Origin of the sequence: Streptomyces paludis, assembly GCF_003344965.1 — a bacterium.
Taxonomy (GTDB): Bacteria; Actinomycetota; Actinomycetes; order Streptomycetales; family Streptomycetaceae; genus Streptomyces; species Streptomyces paludis.
This window is the reverse complement of sequence record NZ_CP031194.1, coordinates 7,615,570-7,632,540: the sequence shown is the minus strand read 5'-3', so window position 1 is coordinate 7,632,540 and position 16,971 is coordinate 7,615,570. Positions and strand designations below refer to the sequence as shown.

Genomic DNA, 16,971 nt, shown 5'->3' with positions numbered 1-16,971 from the left:
TCAGCCGGCCGCTCCCGGGCTGCCGCTGAACCTCCGCGGACGCGGCGCCGCCAGGACCGTCATCAGCGCCGCGGCCCCCGCCGCCACACCGAAACCGGCGTGCGCGCCGCCCGCGTCCACCACCCGCCCCGCGACGGCCGCGGCGCCCGCCGATCCTGCCGCGCTCGCGGAGTTGCCCCAGGTGAACGCCTGGGTGAGGACGGCGCGTGGGACCAGGGACTCGGTGAGGACGGACGAGAGGATCAGCAGGACCGGTACGGCGAGTCCGGTGAGGGCGAGGGTGGCGCCGACCGCGAGGGGTGCGTCGAGGAAGGTGAGGGGGAGGCTCGCGACGGCGAGGCAGCCGGCGGCCACGGCCTGGCGGTGCCGGGGCGAGCCGCCGTGGCGCCATGCGCCGTACACCCAGCCACCCACCAGATTGGTGCAGTTGGCAGCGGCGTAGAGCCACGCCGCCACCTCCGGTGTGCCGCGTCCGACGGCGTACGCGGTGACGGACACCTGTGTCGCGCCGAAGAACACCCCGAGCGCGAGGCCGAGCGCGACCTGCCGCAGGAAGGCGGGGCGGAGCAGGGCCCGTCCGGCGCCCCGGCGTTCGGCGCGGCCGGTGAGGGGCGGCGCGGTACGGCGCTGGGCGGCGAGGGCGAGTCCGCCGCCGACGACGAGCGCGGCGGCGAGCAGCACCCCGGCGCCCGGGCGGCCCGCCGCGCCGAGGACGCTCACCAGGGCCGGCCCGGCCAGATAGGACATGCCGTTGGCGAGGGCTTCGAGGGCGAAGGCGGTGGGCAGCGCGGCAGTGTGTCCGCCGGACAGCAGGGCGGACCAGCGGGCGGCGGACAGGGCGCCGATCTGGGGCAGTGTCGCCCCGGCGAGCACCCCGGCGGCAAGATCCGGTACGGCGCCGGTGAGCAGAAGCGCGACGGCCCCGGCATGCGCGGCCAGCGCGCCGGGAAGCACCCGTGTCTGCCCGAACCGGTCGGCCAGGCGTCCGATCTGGGGTCCGGCAAGGGCGTCCGCGACGGCGAAGCCGCCCGTAACGAGTCCCGCGGCGGCATACGAACCGGTGCGTGCGTGCACCAGCCAGAGGATGCCGATCCCCGTCATGGCGATGCCCAGCCGCCCGGCGGCCGTGGGAAGGAAGAAGGCCGCGGCACCCGAAGTGCGCAGCAGCGTACGGTAGTTCGTCGAAGCCGAAGGCACGACGCATCCCTTTCGCTGCCCGGCGGGACGCGCCGCGCGGGGTCGTCGGCGTCCGGAAGTGCCGACCCGTGGGCTGCGCCTGGAGCCGTCCAGTGGTGGCGTGGGGCGGGGACGCGCGCCCCACGCCGACTCCGTCACCGGGCAGATGCCATACGGTAGTTGATGATCTCCTCGACCGATCGTAGAGGAACAGCGCCCGGAAGGGCAGCGCCGCGTGTTCACTGGGGCGATGTGCCGTAGGTGATCCAGGTGGTCTTCAGGCCGGTGTACTTGTCGAAGGAGTGCAGGGAGAGGTCGCGGCCGTGGCCGGACTGCTTGAAGCCGCCGAACGGGGTGAACGGGCTGAGCGCGTCGACGGTGTTGACGGAGACCGTGCCGGCCCGGAGGGCGTCGGCGACGCGGTGGGCGCGGCCGAGGTCCTGGGTCCACAGGGAGGCGGCCAGGCCGTAGGCGGAATCGTTGGCGAGGCGGATCGCCTCGGTCTCGTCGCGGAAGGGCAGCACCGCGAGGACGGGGCCGAAGAGTTCCTCCCGTACGAGCGGGGCGTCGGGCCGCAGACCGGTGACGACGGTGGGGTCGAGGTAGGCGCCGTCGCGGTCGGGGCGGGTGCCGCCGCACACGAGGGTGCCGCCCGACGACTCGACGGCCGCGAGGACGCGTGCCACCTGGGCGTCGTCGACGAGGGGGCCCAGGCGCGTCGCCGGGTCGAGCGGATCGCCGGGCCGCCAGGCGCGGGCGTGTGCGGCGACGCGGGCGGTGAACTCCTCGGCGACGGACGCCTCGACCAGCAGCCGGGTGTTGGCGGAGCAGACCTGGCCGGCGTTGTAGACGAAGCCCCAGGCGGCGCGCTCCGCGGCGGTCTCCAGGTCGGCGTCGGCGAAGACCAGGTTGGGGCTCTTGCCACCGGCCTCGGGCCAGACCTGCTTCATGTTGGACTCGGCCGCGTAGGCGAGGAACTTCCTGGCGACGGCGGTGGAGCCGGTGAAGACGAGGGTGTCCACGTCCGGGTGGAGGCCGAGCGCGCGCCCGGTGGTGCCGCCCGGTCCGGGAACGACGTTCAGCACCCCGTCGGGGAGCCCCGCCTCGGTGGCGAGTTCGGCGAGCAGCAGCGCGGACAGGGGCGACTGCTCGGCGGGCTTGAGGACCACACTGTTGCCGGCGGCCAGGGCGGGGGCCAGCTTCCAGCTCGCCAGGTCCAGGGGGAAGTTCCACGGCACCACCGCGCCCACCACACCGAGCGGAACGCGCCGTACGAGGGCGAGATTGCCGGGCGGCGCGGGGGCGATCTCGTCGTACAGCTTGTCGACGGCCTCGGCGTACCAGGCGAAGACGCCGGCCGCGCCGGGCACGTCGGTGCCGTGGGACTCCGCGATCGGCTTGCCCATGTCGAGGGTGTCGCAGAGGGCGAGTTCCTCGGCGTTCTCCTCGATGAGGCGGGCGAGGGCGAGCAGGACCCGCTTGCGCTCGGCCGGCGCGGTACGGGACCAGCGGCCGTCCTCGAAGGAGGTACGGGCGGCGGCCACGGCACGGTCGACGTCGGCCTCCGAAGCCGCCGCCACCTGGGCGGTGACCTTGCCGGTGGCCGGGTTCACGGTGGGCAGCCAGAGGTCACCCACCGGGTCCGCCCACGCTCCGTCGATGAACAGGCGGGTGCGCGGTGTGAAGCCGGCGGCGCGCTGCCGCCAGTGTGCGTACGCGTGCGTGCCGGTGTGCGAGTCCGTTGTCATGCCACTGCCTTCGTTTGCTTCGGGAGACATGGTTCACCCCTCCGTCATGGCCCGGTCCACACCGGTCCAGGCCAGCGCGACCGCTCCGTCGAGCAGCGCGCGTTCGGCCGGTCCGCCGACGCAGAACGCGGCGAACTCGTGCTGGTGGTTGGTGGCGGGCAGGGAACCGATCCCGATGTACGGGTGGATGGCCGGGACCACCTGCGAGACATTGCCCATGTCCGTGGAGGCGCGGTTCATCCGCGACGCCTGGCCGGGCGGGGCGAACTCCCGCCCCAGCGCGACGGCGTTGCGCCGGTAGTGCCCGAGCGCCGCCGTGTCCGTACGGAACTCCGCGTACGGTCTGCTCTCGGGCTCGATCTCCAGCTCGCAGCCGGTGGCGAGGGCGCCCGCCGCGAAGGCCCGCATGACCCGTGGTTCCACCTCGGCCAGCTCGGCCAGGGTCTCCGCGCGCACGTACCACCGCCCCGCGGCGCGGTCCGGGATCGCGTTCGGCGCGTCCCCGGCGTGGGTCACCACCCCGTGCACCCTGGTGGAGGCGGGCAGTTGCTGACGCAGGAGCCCGATGGCGACCTGGGCCACGGTGAAGGCGTCGGCGGCGTTGACCCCGGCCTCGGGGTAGGCGGCGGCGTGGGCGGACCTGCCGGTGTAGGAGATCCTGGAGTGGCTGACCGCGAACGGACGGGCCTCGGCGACATCGACGGGGGCCGGGTGGACCATCATGGCCAGGTCCACCCCGGCGAAGGCGCCCCGGTCCAGCATCTCGATCTTGCCGCCGCCGCCCTCCTCGGCGGGGGTGCCGTAGACCTCGACGGTCAGCCCCGCGTCATCGGCGACGGCGGCGAGCCCCAGGGCGGCGCCGACCGAACTGGCGGCGATCAGGTTGTGCCCGCAGGCGTGGCCCAGACCGGGCAGCGCGTCGTACTCGGCGCACAGCGCGATCCGGACGGGCCCGCTGCCGAACCGGGCGTGGAACGCGGTCTCCAGGCCCAGATAGGCCGGGGTGACCTCGAAGCCGGCCCGGTCGAGCAGTTCCGGTACGGCGGCCGCGGCCCGCCGCTCCTCCCAGGCGGTCTCCGGATCCGCGTGCAGCCGTTCGGAGAGGGCGATCAGCTCCGTGGCATGCCGCTGGATCCGGTGCCGGGCGGCCTCCTTCGGCGTGGCCATCACAGGTCTCCCGGAACGCCGTACGACGGTGCGGAGGCGGGGTCGAGACCGCGCCGCACATAGTCGTCCCGCTGCGGCAGCCATACGTCGACCAGCGCGGCGAGCCGCTCGACGGGGTCGTCGGCCCAGTCCACCCGCAGGTCGGTCACCCGCCAGCCGGCGTCGGCGACGACCGCGAGACCGGCGGAGCGCACCGGCCCCTCCTCGCCACCGGCCGCCAGGGCGGCGCGGAGCGCGGCCAGCAGCCGTTCCTCCAGCTCGCCGCCGGTCGTGAAGTAGGTGTCGAGGAGGACATCGGGGACATGGACTCCGGCGAGCAGGTTGCCCGCCGCGACCGCGCCGTCGGCGGCGGCCGACGCGTGGGTGCCGAGGGTGTGGGGGCCGCTGAAGGCGTGTCCGGGCCCGGACCGGCCGAGGACGGTCAGCTGCCGGTACCCGATGGTCCGCGCGTTGCCGTCCGCGCCGGTGACCTCGGACAGCGCGCGCCGCGCGTCGTTGTGTTCGGCCAGCCGGTCGAGCAGACCGGTGCCGAGGGTGGGGTCGGTGATGTTCTGCGAGGCGGCGGCGCCGACGCCGGGCCGCAGGTGTGCGCAGCGCGCGGCGACAGCCGGGCTCGACGAGCTGACCGCGACGCCGAACCGGCCGCCGTCCCGGACCAGGAGCGAGAAGGTCATGTCCGCCGCCCCTCGGGGAGCACCGCGATCGCGTCGATCTCGCACAGCCACTCGGGCCGGGCCAGGGCGGAGACCACCAGTCCGGTGGAGATCGGGTGCACCCCCTCGGTCCAGCGGCCCACCGCGCGGTACACCGCCTCCCGGTACCGGGGATCGATGAGGTAGATCGTCAGTTTCACCAGATGTTCCATCCGGCCGCCGGCCTCTTCGAGGAGCGTCTTGATGTTCGCCATGGCCTGCTCGGCCTGGGCCCCGGCGTCACCGAGGCCCACGGACTCGCTGGTACGGAGATCCTGCCCGATCTGTCCGCGGACGTAGACGGTGTTTCCGGCGACGACGGCCTGGCAGAGGTCGTTGTCGAGGCTCTGCTCGGGATAGGTGTCCCGGGTGTTGAACGGGCGGATGCGGGTGTGTCCGCCGACGGTGATCGGGGCGCGCACGGGGCGGCCCCCGTCCGGGGAGGAGGCCGGTGTGGTCCGCGAGGTCGGGGAGGGCTGGGAGGTCATCGTCTGCTCCTCGGTCACTTCCGGGTCGTGGGCGTTGTACGGGGCGGACCTGCGAGGGCGGGCCTCTCGCCGGTGCCGGGCCCTTCGCCGGTGCCGGGCCGGCTGTCAGCGCCCGCGTACGTGAGATAGCTCCGCCGGGTCGTGATGTGGTCGGCGACATGCCGGGCGTCGTGCCAGACCCCCCAGATGAAGCTCGATCCGCGCCGGGACAGCCACGGCAGGCCCAGGAAGTACAGACCGGGCTCGCGGGCCACCCCGCGCCGCTGGTCCGGACGGCCCTTCCCGTCGAACGTGTCGACCTCCAGCCAGCCGTAGTCGGCGGCGAAGCCCGTCGCCCAGACGATCGACGTCACCCCGGCCTCGGCGAGGTCGAGTTCCAGGAGCGGAGCGGTCACACACTCCGGGTCGGGACCGAGGACATGGGCTTCCGGCTCCTCGGGCAGATCGAGCCCGTCGCGCTCGACGTACGCGTCGGCCGCGCGGAGGAGTTCGAGGTACTTGGCGTCGCCCTCGGCGATGTTCGTGGCGAGGTCCGGGGCGAAGCGCAAAGTCCCGTCCGCGTAGGACTCGGTCAGCCCGACGAGCCGGATCCCGTCCGCCGCGAGCGCGCGGAAGTCGACGGTGTGACCGCCGCGCGCGCCGCTGACCGCGATGGTGACGTGCTCGGCGCCCTGCGGGGGCGTCTCCGCGTCCCAGCGTCCCAGTACGCCCAGCCACCAGCAGAAGTCCCGCCCGCGGTACTGGCGGGGCGGACGGTCGTGCGGGCCGACGGAGAGGAAGACACGGCGTCCCGAACGGCGCAGCTCGTCGGCGATCTGCACGCCCGAGGAGCCGGCGCCGACGACGAGGACGGCGCCGTCGGGCAGTTGCTCCGGGTTCCGGTACGCGCTGGAGTGGATCTGCGCGGCCACGGCGCCGTCCGGGACGAGGGGCGGGATCACCGGCCGCTGGAACGGCCCGGTCGCGGCGACGACGAAGCGCGCGTCGATGACACCGTCCGATGTCTCGATCCGGAAACCGGGGCGGCCGGTGTGTCTGCGGACCGAGGTCACCTCGACCCCGCAGCGGACCGGGGCGCCGATCTTCTCGGCGTAGGCGACGAAGTAGTCGGCGACCTGCTCCTTCGACGCGAAGCCGTCGGGGGCGACGGCGGAGAACTCCAGTCCGGGGAACCGGTCGTGCCACGCGGGCCCGTTCGCGACCAGGGAGTCCCACCGCTCGGAGCGCCAGCGCTCGGCGACCCGGTGGCGCTCCAGGACGATGTGCGGAATACCCGCGGCGCCCAGATGCTCACTCATCGCCACGCCCGCCTGGCCCGCCCCGACGACGACCACCTCGGTTTCTTCCACCGGCATATCAACCTCCGCTCAGGCGGCTCCGCCCGTGCGTGGTGCTGACGGACGGCCGCTGGGAGACATCCTTGGACGCACGGAAAACCCTGTCCAATAGATGTTTCAGCTATGGAGCATCTGATCGACAGATGTGGAAAGCGCGGCACGGGAATCGGGCCAAGCGAATGGACCGCGCCGTGTTCGTCTCGCGGATCGGACGGGATCCGGCGTTTTCTTTTCGCAACACGACGGAAACGTGCCGCTCGGGACGGCTCAGGGCGCGCTCCGGCCGGGACCGGCCCCGGGGCGCGGCATGCTCGCCGTACGGAGCGCCACCTCGCGGATCACGGTGGCCACCGCGCGGGCCCGCGCGCTCTGCCGTACACCGCGCAGGGAGGCGACGACGACGGCCAGGGAGGGCACGTCGTCCGCGATCGGCAGCGCGGTCACCGGGTAGCCGTCGTAGGTGAGGTCGTGCGCGGGCCGCTGGTTGAGCAGGGAGAACCCGTGTCCGTGGGCGACCAGGGAGCGGACCGTCTCGTAGCTCACCGAGCGGTGCCGGATGTCCGGTTCCAGACCGGCCGACGACAGCACGCGCAGGAAGTAGTCCCGGCTGTAGGGCAGGTCGAGGAGGATGAACCGCTCCTTCGCCAGTTCCCGCAGGAAGACCTGCTCGCCGCCGGCGAGGGGATGGTCCGGGGGCAGGATCACATGCGGTGGCGCCTGCACCACGGTCTCGCGCGCGACATCCTCCCCGAGCGCGAAGTCGTACCCCAGCAGCAGTTCGGCCCGGCCGGTGCGCAGCGCCTCCCTGCCGCCCTCGGCGTCGACCTCCTCCACCGCGATGTCCAGATACGGGTGCACCGCGCGGCACCGGGCGATCAGCCGGGGCAGCATGAACGGCGCGAGGGTGACGAAACACGCGATGCGCAGGGTGCCGCGGACCTGGTTGTCGAAGCCGCGCGCGGCGTCGAGCGCGCCGTCGAGCGTGAGCAGCAGCGCCCGGACGTCCCCGAGGAACTGGAGGCCGGCGGCCGTGAGGATCAGGCCCTTCGAGCGCTGCCGGATGAACAGCTGCACCCCCACCTGCTGCTCCAGCTGGCCGATGGCCGCCGAGACGGCCGACTGGGCGACGAAGAAGTCCTGCGCCGCCGCGGTCATGCTGAGCCGCTCGGCCGCCGCGACGAAATAGTGCAACTGCACGAGGGTTACCTCGGGGCGCTTGCTCAACTCGTTCTCCCTCGCTTTGTATGTCCCTCGTACGGAGCCGCCCTCGTACGGAGCCGTTTCCTCGCACGGAGCCGTTTCGCCGTACGGAGCTGTTTCCCCGCGCGTCCCGTTTCCGTCGCGCTACGCCGGAGTTCCGAACGGATTGCCCCTCTGCTTCCTCAGTAAAACTGATGCAATGCTTCTCCAATTCTTGTTTGTCTGATGCCATGTCGTCGGCGGAGCATACTCCCCAAGCATTCGCTCCGGGGTCGTTTCCGGTTCGCATTCGCCCCTCCCATCCGAGAAGGTGCCGTATGACTGACGCCGTCGCATCGCGGGGTTCCGCCGTCGAGGTCCGCACGATCGACCACATTCCGGTCACCGAGCGTCACGGCAGTGCCCGTAACCTGTTCACCATCTGGTTCGGATCCAACATCATGCTCCTGACCGTGGCGACGGGGGCCGTGGCCACCGTCGTCTACGGGCTGCCGGTCTGGGCGGCGATCCTCGCCGTGGCGGTGGGAAACATCGTCGGCGGTGTCGTCATGGCGCTGCACGCCGCGCAGGGTCCGCAGATGGGGGTGCCCCAGATGCTCCAGACCCGCGCACAGTTCGGCTCCTTCGGCAGTCTGCTCGTAGTCGTCATCGTCGTGATCATGTACGTGGGCTTCTTCGCCTCCAATCTGGTGCTGGGCGGCCAGGCCATCGCCTCGCTCCTGCACATCGGCCAGAACGCGGCGATCACACTCATCGGTCTGGTCAGTGTGCTCGGTGCCATCGTCGGCTACCGGCTGATCCACGCCATCAGCGGCGCCCTCAGCATCGTGGCGGGCCTGGTGCTCGTCCTCGCCTTCGTGTGGGGACTGGGTGTCAACGGCGCGCCCGCGCACACCTGGACCTCGGGCAGCTTCACGGCCGCCGGGTTCATGGGCACCGTGTCGCTGGCCGCGCTGTGGCAGATCGCCTACGCACCGTACGTCTCCGACTACACGCGCTACATGCCCCGGGACACCGGGGTCCGCCCCGCCTTCTGGGCCACCTACAGCGGGGCCGTGCTCGGCTCGCTCTTCCCGATGATCCTCGGTGTGCTCGCCGGTGCCGCGTATCCCAAGGACGACACCGTCGAGGGGCTGAGCCAGTTCACCCACGGCATCGGCGGGCTCGTCATCGCGGTGTTCGGCCTCGCCATCGCGGGCACCAACGCCATGAACCTCTACTGCGGCGCCCTGTCCACCATCACCATCGGCCAGACCCTGTTCCCGCGCTGGATGCCCCGGGCCGTCGGCCGCGGCGCGGTGTGCTGTGTCCTCTTCCTCGCCGCGCAGGCCATGGCGGTCCTGGGCCGGGCGGACTTCCTGGTGAACTTCACCAACTTCATGACACTGCTGCTCTGTGTCCTGATCCCGTGGACCGCGGTCAATCTGATCGACTACTACGCGCTGCGCCACGGCGAGTACGACATCGACGCGCTCTTCGAGCGTGACGGCGGCCGCTACGGCAGGTTCAATGTCAACGCCATCGTCTGTTACGTCCTCGGCGTCGTCGTCCAGCTGCCGTTCCTGAGCACCACCATGTACGAGGGACCGGTGGCGACGGCGCTCGGCGGTGTCGACGTCTCCTGGATCGTGGGCCTCGTGGTCATCTGTCCGCTGTATCTCGTCCTCATGCGCCGCGCACAGGGCAGGGACGCCCGGCCGCCGGCGGCGCGCCCGGACGCGCTCGCCGCGACGGCGGAGACGGGCTGAGCACGGAGACGACCCGACCACGGCGCCGCGCCGTTCGTCCGGATCAGCCCGGTGCAGCACACTCTGCACCTGTACACCGCAGCACAGGTACGCCGCACAGGAGGTCACCCGGTCATGACGACACCATCGCCCGATCCCGCCGTCCGCGAGTACGACTACGTGGTCGTGGGCGGGGGTACCGCGGGATGCGTCCTCGCCTCCCGGCTCTCCGAGGACCCCTCGGTCCATGTCGCGCTCCTGGAGTGGGGGCCGAGCGACCTGCACGAGGAGCGGGCCCGTGCGATCCGCCGGTGGGCGGAGATGGTCGAGAGCGAGTACGACCTCGACTACCGCAGCGTCCCGCAGGAGCGCGGCAACTCCGGGATCAGACAGACCCGGATGCGTATCCTCGGTGGCTGCTCCACCACCAACACGATGATCGCGTGGCGCCCGCTCGCCTCCGATCTCCGGGAGTGGGTGGCGCTCGGCGCCACCGGCTGGACCCCGGAGTCCGTGCTGCCGTACTACGACCGGCTGCTGACGCCCATCTGTCCCGTCGCGCCGGAGGACCGCAACCCCTTCGTCGCCGATGTGGTCGCCGCCGCGGCCAAGGCCCTCGGGGTTCCCCTGCGGGACGAGTGGAACGACGGCCGGCTCGACACCGACGCCCGGGGCGCCGGCTTCTTCGAGGTGGGTTACACCCCGGAGTCCAACCTGCGGTCCTCCACCTCCATCCACTACCTCCACGCGCTCGCCGGCTCCCGGCCCAACCTCCATGTCCTGACCGGGGCCCGCGCCCGGCGGGTCGTCCTGGAGCCCCGTACGGGAGGTACCCCGCGGGCGACCGGTGTCGAACTCGACGACGGCGGATTCTTCGCGGGCCGGCGCGAGACGATCATCAGCGCCGGCGCGATCGACACCGTCAAGCTGTTGCAGCTCTCCGGCATCGGACCGTCCGACGTCCTCGACGCGGCCGGAGTCGAGGTGCTCGTGGACGCGCCGGGCGTCGGGGAGAACCTTCAGGACCACGCGGAGGGGCTGGTCGTCTGGGAGTCCACCGGGCCGCCCCCGGCCACGAGCGCGAGCGGCTGGGACGCGGGCGCGATGTTCTCGCTGACCGGCCGTACGGACGCGCCCGACGTCCTGATGCACTTCCCGGTCGAGCCTGTCGTCGACCATCCCCTGGCGCAGGGTTTCACGTTCCCCGAGAACATCGTGGCGATCGCCCCGAACGTGGCCAAGCCCGCGAGCCGCGGCCGGGTGTGGATCGAGACGGCCGACATCGAGCAGCCGCCGAAGATCGACTACCGCTACTTCACCGACCCGGCCGGCCATGACGAGAAGGTCCTGCTCGCGGGGGTGCGCGCCGCGCGGAGGATCGCCGAGGAGGAGCCCATGCGCTCCTGGCTGGTGCGTGAGGTGTTCCCCGGCCCGGACGTACGGTCCGACGAAGAGCTGTCGCGGATCGCCCGCGCCACGCACCAGACCGTCTACCACGTCAGCGGTACCTGCCGGATGGGCTCCGACGACGACCCGCTGGCCGTCCTCGACCCCGAGCTTCGGGTACGCGGGGTGGAAGGGCTGCGCGTCGCCGACGCCTCCGCCTTCCCGGCACTCACCGCGACCAACCCCGTGGTGACGGTGATGGTGCTCGCGGAGCGGGCCGCCGACCTGATCCTGTCGCGGGAGCGGTAGCCGGCCCGATCCCCGCGCGTACGCAACTCGCCCCACGGGCCTGTTTGTTGACTTTTCACTCCTGCGACACCGCACACGGTTGAGTTACTCGACGAGTCGGGTGAGAGTGGGCTCTGCACGTGAAGCAGCCGCTCCCTCTCCCCCCTCGCGGTCCTTCAGGAGGACTCTGTGCAGAGAAGTACGCGCATACGCCGGGCCCCGTTCGTCCTCGTCAGCTCGGTCGCGCTGGTCGTCGCTCTCCCCGGCAGCGCCCTGGCCGCCCCGCCCGCGTCGCTGCCCGCGAACGCGACCGCGCTGGAGCGGAAGTGGCAGCCGGCGTACGACTACGACACCGACGGCTGCTACCCCACGCCGGCCATCGGTCCCGACGGTACCGTCAACGGCGGTCTCAAGCCGTCCGGTTCACTGAGCGGCGAATGCCACGACGCCTCGGACCTCGACAACACCAACGGCTACTCCCGGGAGAAGTGCAACAACGGCTGGTGTGTGATTCTCTACGCCCTCTACTTCGAGAAGGACCAGGCGACGATCGGCGGCCACCGGCACGACTGGGAGCACGTCGCGGTCTGGGTCCAGAACGACCAGGCGAAGTACGTCTCCACCTCGGCCCACGGCGGCTTCTCCGTCCACGCCGCCAGTAACGTCCGCTGGGACGGCGACCACCCGAAGATCGTCTACCACAAGGACGGTCTGAGCACCCACACCTTCCGGCTCGCGAACGCGAACGACGAGCCGCCGGAGAACCACTACCGCACCTGGCAGTATCCGGCCCTGGTCGGCTGGAACGGCTACCCGGCCGGGCTGCGCGACAAGTTGAGCGCGTACGACTTCGGCAGCGCGAACTTCGGCCTGAAGGACGCCAACTTCGCGGCCCACCTCACCAAGGCCAAGCCCGCCGGTATCGCCTTCGACCCCAACGCCTGACGGGGGGGGCGCCGAGGAGGGTGCGGCGCGGCCGTGTCATCCTCGGCGCCGTGCCGGTGGGAGTACGCCCCTCACTCGGGCGGCGCGGCGGACTCCTCCAGTTCGGCCACGGCACGCTCCCACAGCTCCGGCAGCGACTCCCCGAGGGGAAGGGCGCGGTCGGCCACGAAGGAGACCTCGGCCCAGGTGTCGAAAAAGGAGAGGCCCACCCCGAAGAGGTGTCCGGGCACGAGCAGGGGGAGCAGAGCGGTCCCCGTCACCCGGCTCTCCCCCAGGCCGCCCTTCTCCGCGAGAGGCATGGAGGTGGCCATGACATCGGCGACGCGCGGGGAGAGCACCCGGCGCAGATACCACTCGGTCGGGCGGCCGGGCATGAACCGCACCAGGTCCTGTAGAGCCTGCCGCCAGGTCTCGCCCCGTAGCTTCCGGGTCCGCGCCATGACACGGTCCAGCCGCCAAGGGGCTGCTTCGCCGCCCTGACCGCCTCGCGCGCCCCGCGCGTTCCGGGACGCGTCCGTGCCCTTCGGGTCCGTCCGTACGGGCAGCTCCACCGGGAGGGCAAAGCAGCGGTTGCCCCAGGTCTGATCCTCGTCGGAACGCCGCGCGTCGACGGGTACGAGCGCCGTCACACGGGGCAGCGGTACGCCGGACCGCGCCGACCAGGCCGCCAACGCCCCGGCCAGCGCCGCCAGATGGACATCGTGGGCCGAACCGCCGTGGGCCGAACCGATCCGTCGGAGGTCCGCCGCCGGTACCCGGCCGCGCCACAGCCGTCTCTCGCCCGTGGGAACGAAGGGAACGGCCGGACGCGCGCCACGGGCGACGAAGGTGCCGGACGCGAACCGCGCGGCCAGTCCGACTGCCGTGCCCACCCGCCGGGGCAGACCGGTCAGCCGGCCCTTCCCCGGCACCGGGCGGGCCGAGGGCTCTCCGCCTCCCAGCATCGCCCGGAACGTCATCGCGGCGGCGGCACCGTCCTGGCAGGCGTGGTGGAAGCGGTAACACACCGCGTACCGGTCGGGCGCGTGGCCGTGAAGCAGCCAGACGCCCCAATAAGTGCCGGACGGGAACGGCGCGTTGAGCGCGGTGTGCAGGGCCGTGTCCCACTCCCCCTCCCCCGGTCCGGCCGCGACCACCTCGTGCACATGCCGGTCGACGGCGAAGTCCGCGTCCGGCCGCCACCAGGGCCGTCGCGGGCCGCCCTCGATCCGGCTCGTCTGCAAGGGCAGTTGGGGCAGCCGGAACGCCACATACGCACGGAGGTCCGGCAGGCTCGGGGGCGGACCGCTCAGATACGCGACGCCGCCGGCGTCCCAGCGGGCGTCGGGGTGGCGGCGTTCCATGCCGAGGAACGCGCGGTCGAGCGCGTGGGCGGGGTGCCGGGGCGGGGGAACGGGCGGAACGGACTCGGGCAACAGGGATCTCCAGGTTCGTGCCGACGGACGGACGGATGGGCGTGCGGAAAGGCGTGCGGAAAGGCGGACGGCCGAACGGGCGGGCCGGTGGCGGGCGGTGGGACCAGGGTCGCTCCCCCCGGGTCCCGGCACCGGGCGGTGCCCGGGGAACCACCCGAAAGGGGGACACGGCCGGGCGGCCCGTACCCCAGGGGCCACGTGCGTCCCGTCCGTACCGGCGACCCGTCTGACCTGCGACGGAGGCTCCGTCAGGGCCGTCCGGCACGCGCCGGATCCGCGGTGCGGGTACTCCGTTCAGGTGAGTGGGTGGATTCGGAGCCCCGCCGCCGCCCGCCTTCTGACACTGTGTGCCGTGCGTCAGCGGTCACCGGCCCCGGGGGAGGTCCTGAGAGCTTCTTGAGTGACCTCCGCGGGCCGGCCGCACACACCACCGGCGCCGCCCGCGTCCCGCGTTGCCGCGATGCCCCGGCAGCTCCGCACCGACGACGATCCGGCCTCGTCAACCACGCGGTCGCGGATCCCGTCCCTTCCGACGTTCTTGGAGGCATGGTCGTGCATGTCGCGCTCACCGGCGCCACCGGATTCCTCGGGCTGCGCCTGTTACGTCGTCTGCTCGCCACGCACCGGTCGGTGACGGTCCTGGTCCACGCGGGCTCGGGGGACGCGCTGCGCCGCATCACCCGGTACTTCGAACTGACCGGCGCGCCCGAGGCGTTCACCGCTCCGCTCGCCGACCGGCTGCGGGTGGTGGAGACCGAGCTGGAGCGGCCCCGGCTGGGGCTGCCGGGGCGCGCCTTCCAGGAGCTGGCCGACGGTCTGGACGCCATCTGGCACAGCGCGGGCAGTATCAACCTGGAGGGAGACCTGCCCGAGTTGCGCCGGACCAACGTGGAAGGGACCCGGCACGTACTGGAGTTGGCCGCCGCCGGGCGGGGGCGGCCCTTGGTCCACCATGTGAGTACGGCCTTCGTGGCCGGTGGGCGGCGTGAGGGTGTGGCGTACGAGGACGAGTTGGACGACGCGTACGGCTTCGAGAACGCGTACGAACACTCCAAGTACGAGGCGGAGAAGCTGATCCACGACTGGTCCCGGGAGCACGCCCGGCCGGTCGTGGTGCTGCGGCCGAGCATCCTGGTCACGGATCTGCCGCCGCACCCGGAGCTGCCCCCGCATCCGCTCCAGGTCGTCGAGCGGATCATGCGCGACGCGCGGCACACCGCCCGGGCGGCCGGGGGCCCCGGCGCAGAGGGCCGCCCCCGGGTCCGGCTGGTGGGGCACCGGCACGGCCGGCTGAACCTGGTACAGGTGGAGCACGCGGCCGAGGTCATGGTGCGCCTCGCCGGGCGGACGCCCTCGGGCGGGGTCGACACGTACCACGTCGTCCATGACCGCGATGTGCCCGTGCCGACGGTCGTGACCCTGCTGGAACGGCTGGTGCCGGTCTCCATCGAGCTGGTCGCGGCGGAGCCGGACGACCCGTCGGCGCTGGAATCCCTGCTGGATTTCTATCCGGGGCTGACGGCCTATCTCGCCCACCGGCGGCGCTTCGACGACACCCGGGTCAGAACCCTGCTCGGGCCTTCGGCGGCCTCCGACCGGGTGGACCTCGGCTATCTGTGCTCCGGACTGGCGGTGGGGGACCCCGTACCGGCCGGTTCCTCGATCTCACCGGCGGTCAACTCCATCTCTAAACAGCAATCTTGATGGTCCATCAGTTATCTGTCAGACAATCCGGGCGAGTGGCCGTGAGACCGCCTCTCCCGGCACCGCCTCTTCCGCTGGAGCCCTCCGTGTCCGTGCTCGCCGCTCCCGGCCCACCCGCCGTGTCCCCGCCGGTCTTCGATCCCGAGGGGATCGCCGCCCGCGCCCGGATCGTCCGGGAAGCCGTCCATGTCGTCAGCGGCCCCGACGGCCGTGAGCTGGGGCTCGCGACCGGCCCCGTGCCGGGCGGCCCGGTGCTCGGTACGCTGCCGCCGCTGTACCCGGAGTGGCTCGGCGGGCGCACCTTCTGCGAGGCGCACGGAGTTCGATTCCCCTATGTCGCGGGCGAGATGGCGAACGGCATCGCGACCACCCGGATGGTGTCCGCGATGGCGCGCGCCGAGATGCTCGGGTTCTTCGGCGCCGGTGGTCTGGCGTACGCCGAGGTGGAGCGAGCCGTGCACACACTCGCCGACGAGCTGCGCTCCCACACGAACTGGGGGGTGAACCTGATCCATTCACCGGCCGAACCCGAGCTGGAGTTCCGCGTCGCCCAGCTGCTGGTGGGCCGCGAGGTGCCCCGGATCTCGGCGTCGGCGTTCATGGAGCTGACCCCGGCGGTGGTGCTGTGCGCGGCCCGGGGGCTGCGCCGGGGCGCGGACGGCGGGATCGTACGGCGGACCCGGATCCTCGCCAAGGTCTCCCGGCCGGAGGTGGCCGCGCGGTTTCTCTCCCCCGCGCCGGCCGCGCTGCTGGACCGGCTTGTCGCGCAGGGGGAGTTGACGCGCGAGGAGGCGGAACTCGCGGCCCGGGTGCCGGTGGCCGAGGATCTCACCGTCGAGGCCGACAGCGGAGGGCACACCGACAACCGCCCGCTGTCAGTGCTGCTGCCCGCCATCGCCGCGCTGCGCGACACACTGTGCCGGCGGTACGGCTACGACGGGGCGGTCGGGGTCGGCGCGGCGGGCGGACTGGGCACACCGGACGCGGTGGCCGCCGCCTTCGCCCTCGGCGCGTCCTACGTGGTCGTCGGGTCGGTGAACCAGACGGCCACCGAGGCGGGGCTGTCCGACGAGGCCAAGGCGATGCTCTGCGAGGCGGACATCGCCGATGTGGCCATGGCGCCGGCGGCGGACATGTTCGAGCTGGGCGTCCAGCTGCAAGTGCTGTCCAGGGGGACGATGTTCGCGCGACGGGCCGGCCGGCTCCTCGCGGCGTACCGGGCGTACGGCTCGCTGGAGGAGATCCCGCCCGCCGTGCGCGCCCCGATCGAACGGGAGGTGCTGCGCGCCCCGTTCGACGAGGTATGGCGGCGCACGGTCGCGTTCTGGGAGGGGCGCGATCCCACCGAGATCGCGCGGGCCGCGTCCGATCCCAAGCACCGGATGGCGCTGGTCTTCCGTTGGTATCTGGGCAGTTCGAGCCGGTGGGCGATCACCGGCGAAGCGGATCGGCGTACCGACTACCAGATCTGGTGCGGTCCCGCGATGGGCGCGTTCAACCGGTGGACCGCGGGCACCTTCCTGGCCGAGCCCGCGAACCGGTCCGTGGTACAGATCGCGCTCAACCTGCTCGAAGGCGCGGCGGTGCTCACCCGCGCCCATCAACTGCGCACCTATGGAGTGCCGTTGCCGCCCGAATCGTTCGCCTGCACCCCGTGCGCGCTGGCATGAGCGGCGCCGGTGGCCCGGAGACGCCGCG

13 protein-coding genes are annotated in these 16,971 nt (G+C 72.4%); 5 read left to right on the top strand and 8 right to left on the bottom strand.

What is annotated here, in order from left to right:
- The 7 genes from DVK44_RS33385 to DVK44_RS33355 all read right to left on the bottom strand — a co-directional run bounded on the left by DVK44_RS33385 (position 1) and on the right by DVK44_RS33355 (position 7,832).
- Entirely contained in the window at positions 1 to 1,197 is a 1,197-nt protein-coding gene (locus tag DVK44_RS33385) for an MFS transporter (RefSeq protein WP_114664352.1), read from the bottom strand.
- 218 nt (positions 1,198 to 1,415) lie between these two features.
- The gene (locus DVK44_RS33380; protein WP_114664351.1) at positions 1,416 to 2,924 is read right to left on the bottom strand and encodes an aldehyde dehydrogenase; all 1,509 of its coding nucleotides are present in this window, start codon (positions 2,922 to 2,924) and stop codon (positions 1,416 to 1,418) included.
- Between the two features lie 33 nt (positions 2,925 to 2,957).
- Positions 2,958 to 4,091 carry a M20 family metallopeptidase gene (locus DVK44_RS33375; RefSeq protein WP_114664350.1) on the bottom strand — a complete coding sequence of 378 codons (1,134 nt, stop codon included), beginning with the start codon at positions 4,089 to 4,091 and terminating at the stop codon, positions 2,958 to 2,960.
- Positions 4,091 to 4,765 carry a DUF1028 domain-containing protein gene (locus DVK44_RS33370; protein WP_114664349.1) on the bottom strand — a complete coding sequence of 225 codons (675 nt, stop codon included), beginning with the start codon at positions 4,763 to 4,765 and terminating at the stop codon, positions 4,091 to 4,093. The genes DVK44_RS33375 and DVK44_RS33370 overlap by 1 nt, the downstream gene beginning before the upstream one ends.
- Complete coding sequence (locus DVK44_RS33365; RefSeq protein WP_228447476.1) at positions 4,762 to 5,271, bottom strand: RidA family protein; 510 nt, start codon at positions 5,269 to 5,271, stop codon at positions 4,762 to 4,764. The genes DVK44_RS33370 and DVK44_RS33365 overlap by 4 nt, the downstream gene beginning before the upstream one ends.
- Positions 5,272 to 5,285: 14 nt before the next feature.
- The gene (locus DVK44_RS33360) at positions 5,286 to 6,626 is read right to left on the bottom strand and encodes a flavin-containing monooxygenase (RefSeq protein WP_114664348.1); all 1,341 of its coding nucleotides are present in this window, start codon (positions 6,624 to 6,626) and stop codon (positions 5,286 to 5,288) included.
- A 249-nt stretch (positions 6,627 to 6,875) separates the two neighbouring features.
- Positions 6,876 to 7,832 (bottom strand): LysR family transcriptional regulator, encoded by a 957-nt coding sequence (locus DVK44_RS33355; protein ID WP_114664347.1) that lies wholly within the window; start codon positions 7,830 to 7,832, stop codon positions 6,876 to 6,878.
- 293 nt (positions 7,833 to 8,125) lie between these two features.
- On the opposite strand from DVK44_RS33355, the gene DVK44_RS33350 reads away from it, so the two are divergent.
- From DVK44_RS33350 to DVK44_RS33340, 3 genes are all read left to right on the top strand, one after another.
- Positions 8,126 to 9,556: a purine-cytosine permease family protein gene (locus DVK44_RS33350; RefSeq protein WP_114664346.1), complete on the top strand. Its 1,431-nt coding sequence runs from the start codon at positions 8,126 to 8,128 to the stop codon at positions 9,554 to 9,556.
- A gap of 114 nt (positions 9,557 to 9,670) precedes the next feature.
- Positions 9,671 to 11,230 carry a GMC family oxidoreductase gene (locus tag DVK44_RS33345; RefSeq protein ID WP_114664345.1) on the top strand — a complete coding sequence of 520 codons (1,560 nt, stop codon included), beginning with the start codon at positions 9,671 to 9,673 and terminating at the stop codon, positions 11,228 to 11,230.
- A gap of 168 nt (positions 11,231 to 11,398) precedes the next feature.
- Positions 11,399 to 12,154 carry an NPP1 family protein gene (locus DVK44_RS33340; protein ID WP_114664344.1) on the top strand — a complete coding sequence of 252 codons (756 nt, stop codon included), beginning with the start codon at positions 11,399 to 11,401 and terminating at the stop codon, positions 12,152 to 12,154.
- A gap of 71 nt (positions 12,155 to 12,225) precedes the next feature.
- Here DVK44_RS33340 and DVK44_RS33335 read toward each other — a convergent pair whose 3' ends face one another.
- A complete protein-coding gene (locus DVK44_RS33335) occupies positions 12,226 to 13,569 on the bottom strand; it encodes a wax ester/triacylglycerol synthase domain-containing protein (RefSeq protein WP_408055376.1) in 1,344 nt (447 codons plus the stop codon).
- A gap of 546 nt (positions 13,570 to 14,115) precedes the next feature.
- Between DVK44_RS33335 and DVK44_RS33330 the strand changes: the two genes are divergently transcribed.
- Both DVK44_RS33330 and DVK44_RS33325 read left to right on the top strand, forming a co-directional pair.
- The gene (locus DVK44_RS33330; protein WP_114664343.1) at positions 14,116 to 15,273 is read left to right on the top strand and encodes an SDR family oxidoreductase; all 1,158 of its coding nucleotides are present in this window, start codon (positions 14,116 to 14,118) and stop codon (positions 15,271 to 15,273) included.
- Positions 15,274 to 15,359: 86 nt separating this feature from the next.
- Positions 15,360 to 16,943 carry a PfaD family polyunsaturated fatty acid/polyketide biosynthesis protein gene (locus tag DVK44_RS33325; protein ID WP_114664342.1) on the top strand — a complete coding sequence of 528 codons (1,584 nt, stop codon included), beginning with the start codon at positions 15,360 to 15,362 and terminating at the stop codon, positions 16,941 to 16,943.
- Positions 16,944 to 16,971 lie beyond the last annotated feature (28 nt).

Bases quoted from the DNA above. Each gene is read 5' to 3' on its own strand.
- DVK44_RS33370 (WP_114664349.1), bottom strand. From the start codon at position 4,765: ATGACCTTCTCGCTCCTGGTCCGGGACGGCGGCCGGTTCGGCGTCGCG.
- DVK44_RS33375 (WP_114664350.1), bottom strand. From the start codon at position 4,091: ATGGCCACGCCGAAGGAGGCCGCCCGGCACCGGATCCAGCGGCATGCC.
- DVK44_RS33365 (WP_228447476.1), bottom strand. From the start codon at position 5,271: ATGACCTCCCAGCCCTCCCCGACCTCGCGGACCACACCGGCCTCCTCC.
- DVK44_RS33380 (WP_114664351.1), bottom strand. From the start codon at position 2,924: ATGACAACGGACTCGCACACCGGCACGCACGCGTACGCACACTGGCGG.
- DVK44_RS33350 (WP_114664346.1), top strand. From the start codon at position 8,126: ATGACTGACGCCGTCGCATCGCGGGGTTCCGCCGTCGAGGTCCGCACG.
- DVK44_RS33330 (WP_114664343.1), top strand. From the start codon at position 14,116: ATGGTCGTGCATGTCGCGCTCACCGGCGCCACCGGATTCCTCGGGCTG.
- DVK44_RS33360 (WP_114664348.1), bottom strand. From the start codon at position 6,626: ATGCCGGTGGAAGAAACCGAGGTGGTCGTCGTCGGGGCGGGCCAGGCG.
- DVK44_RS33345 (WP_114664345.1), top strand. From the start codon at position 9,671: ATGACGACACCATCGCCCGATCCCGCCGTCCGCGAGTACGACTACGTG.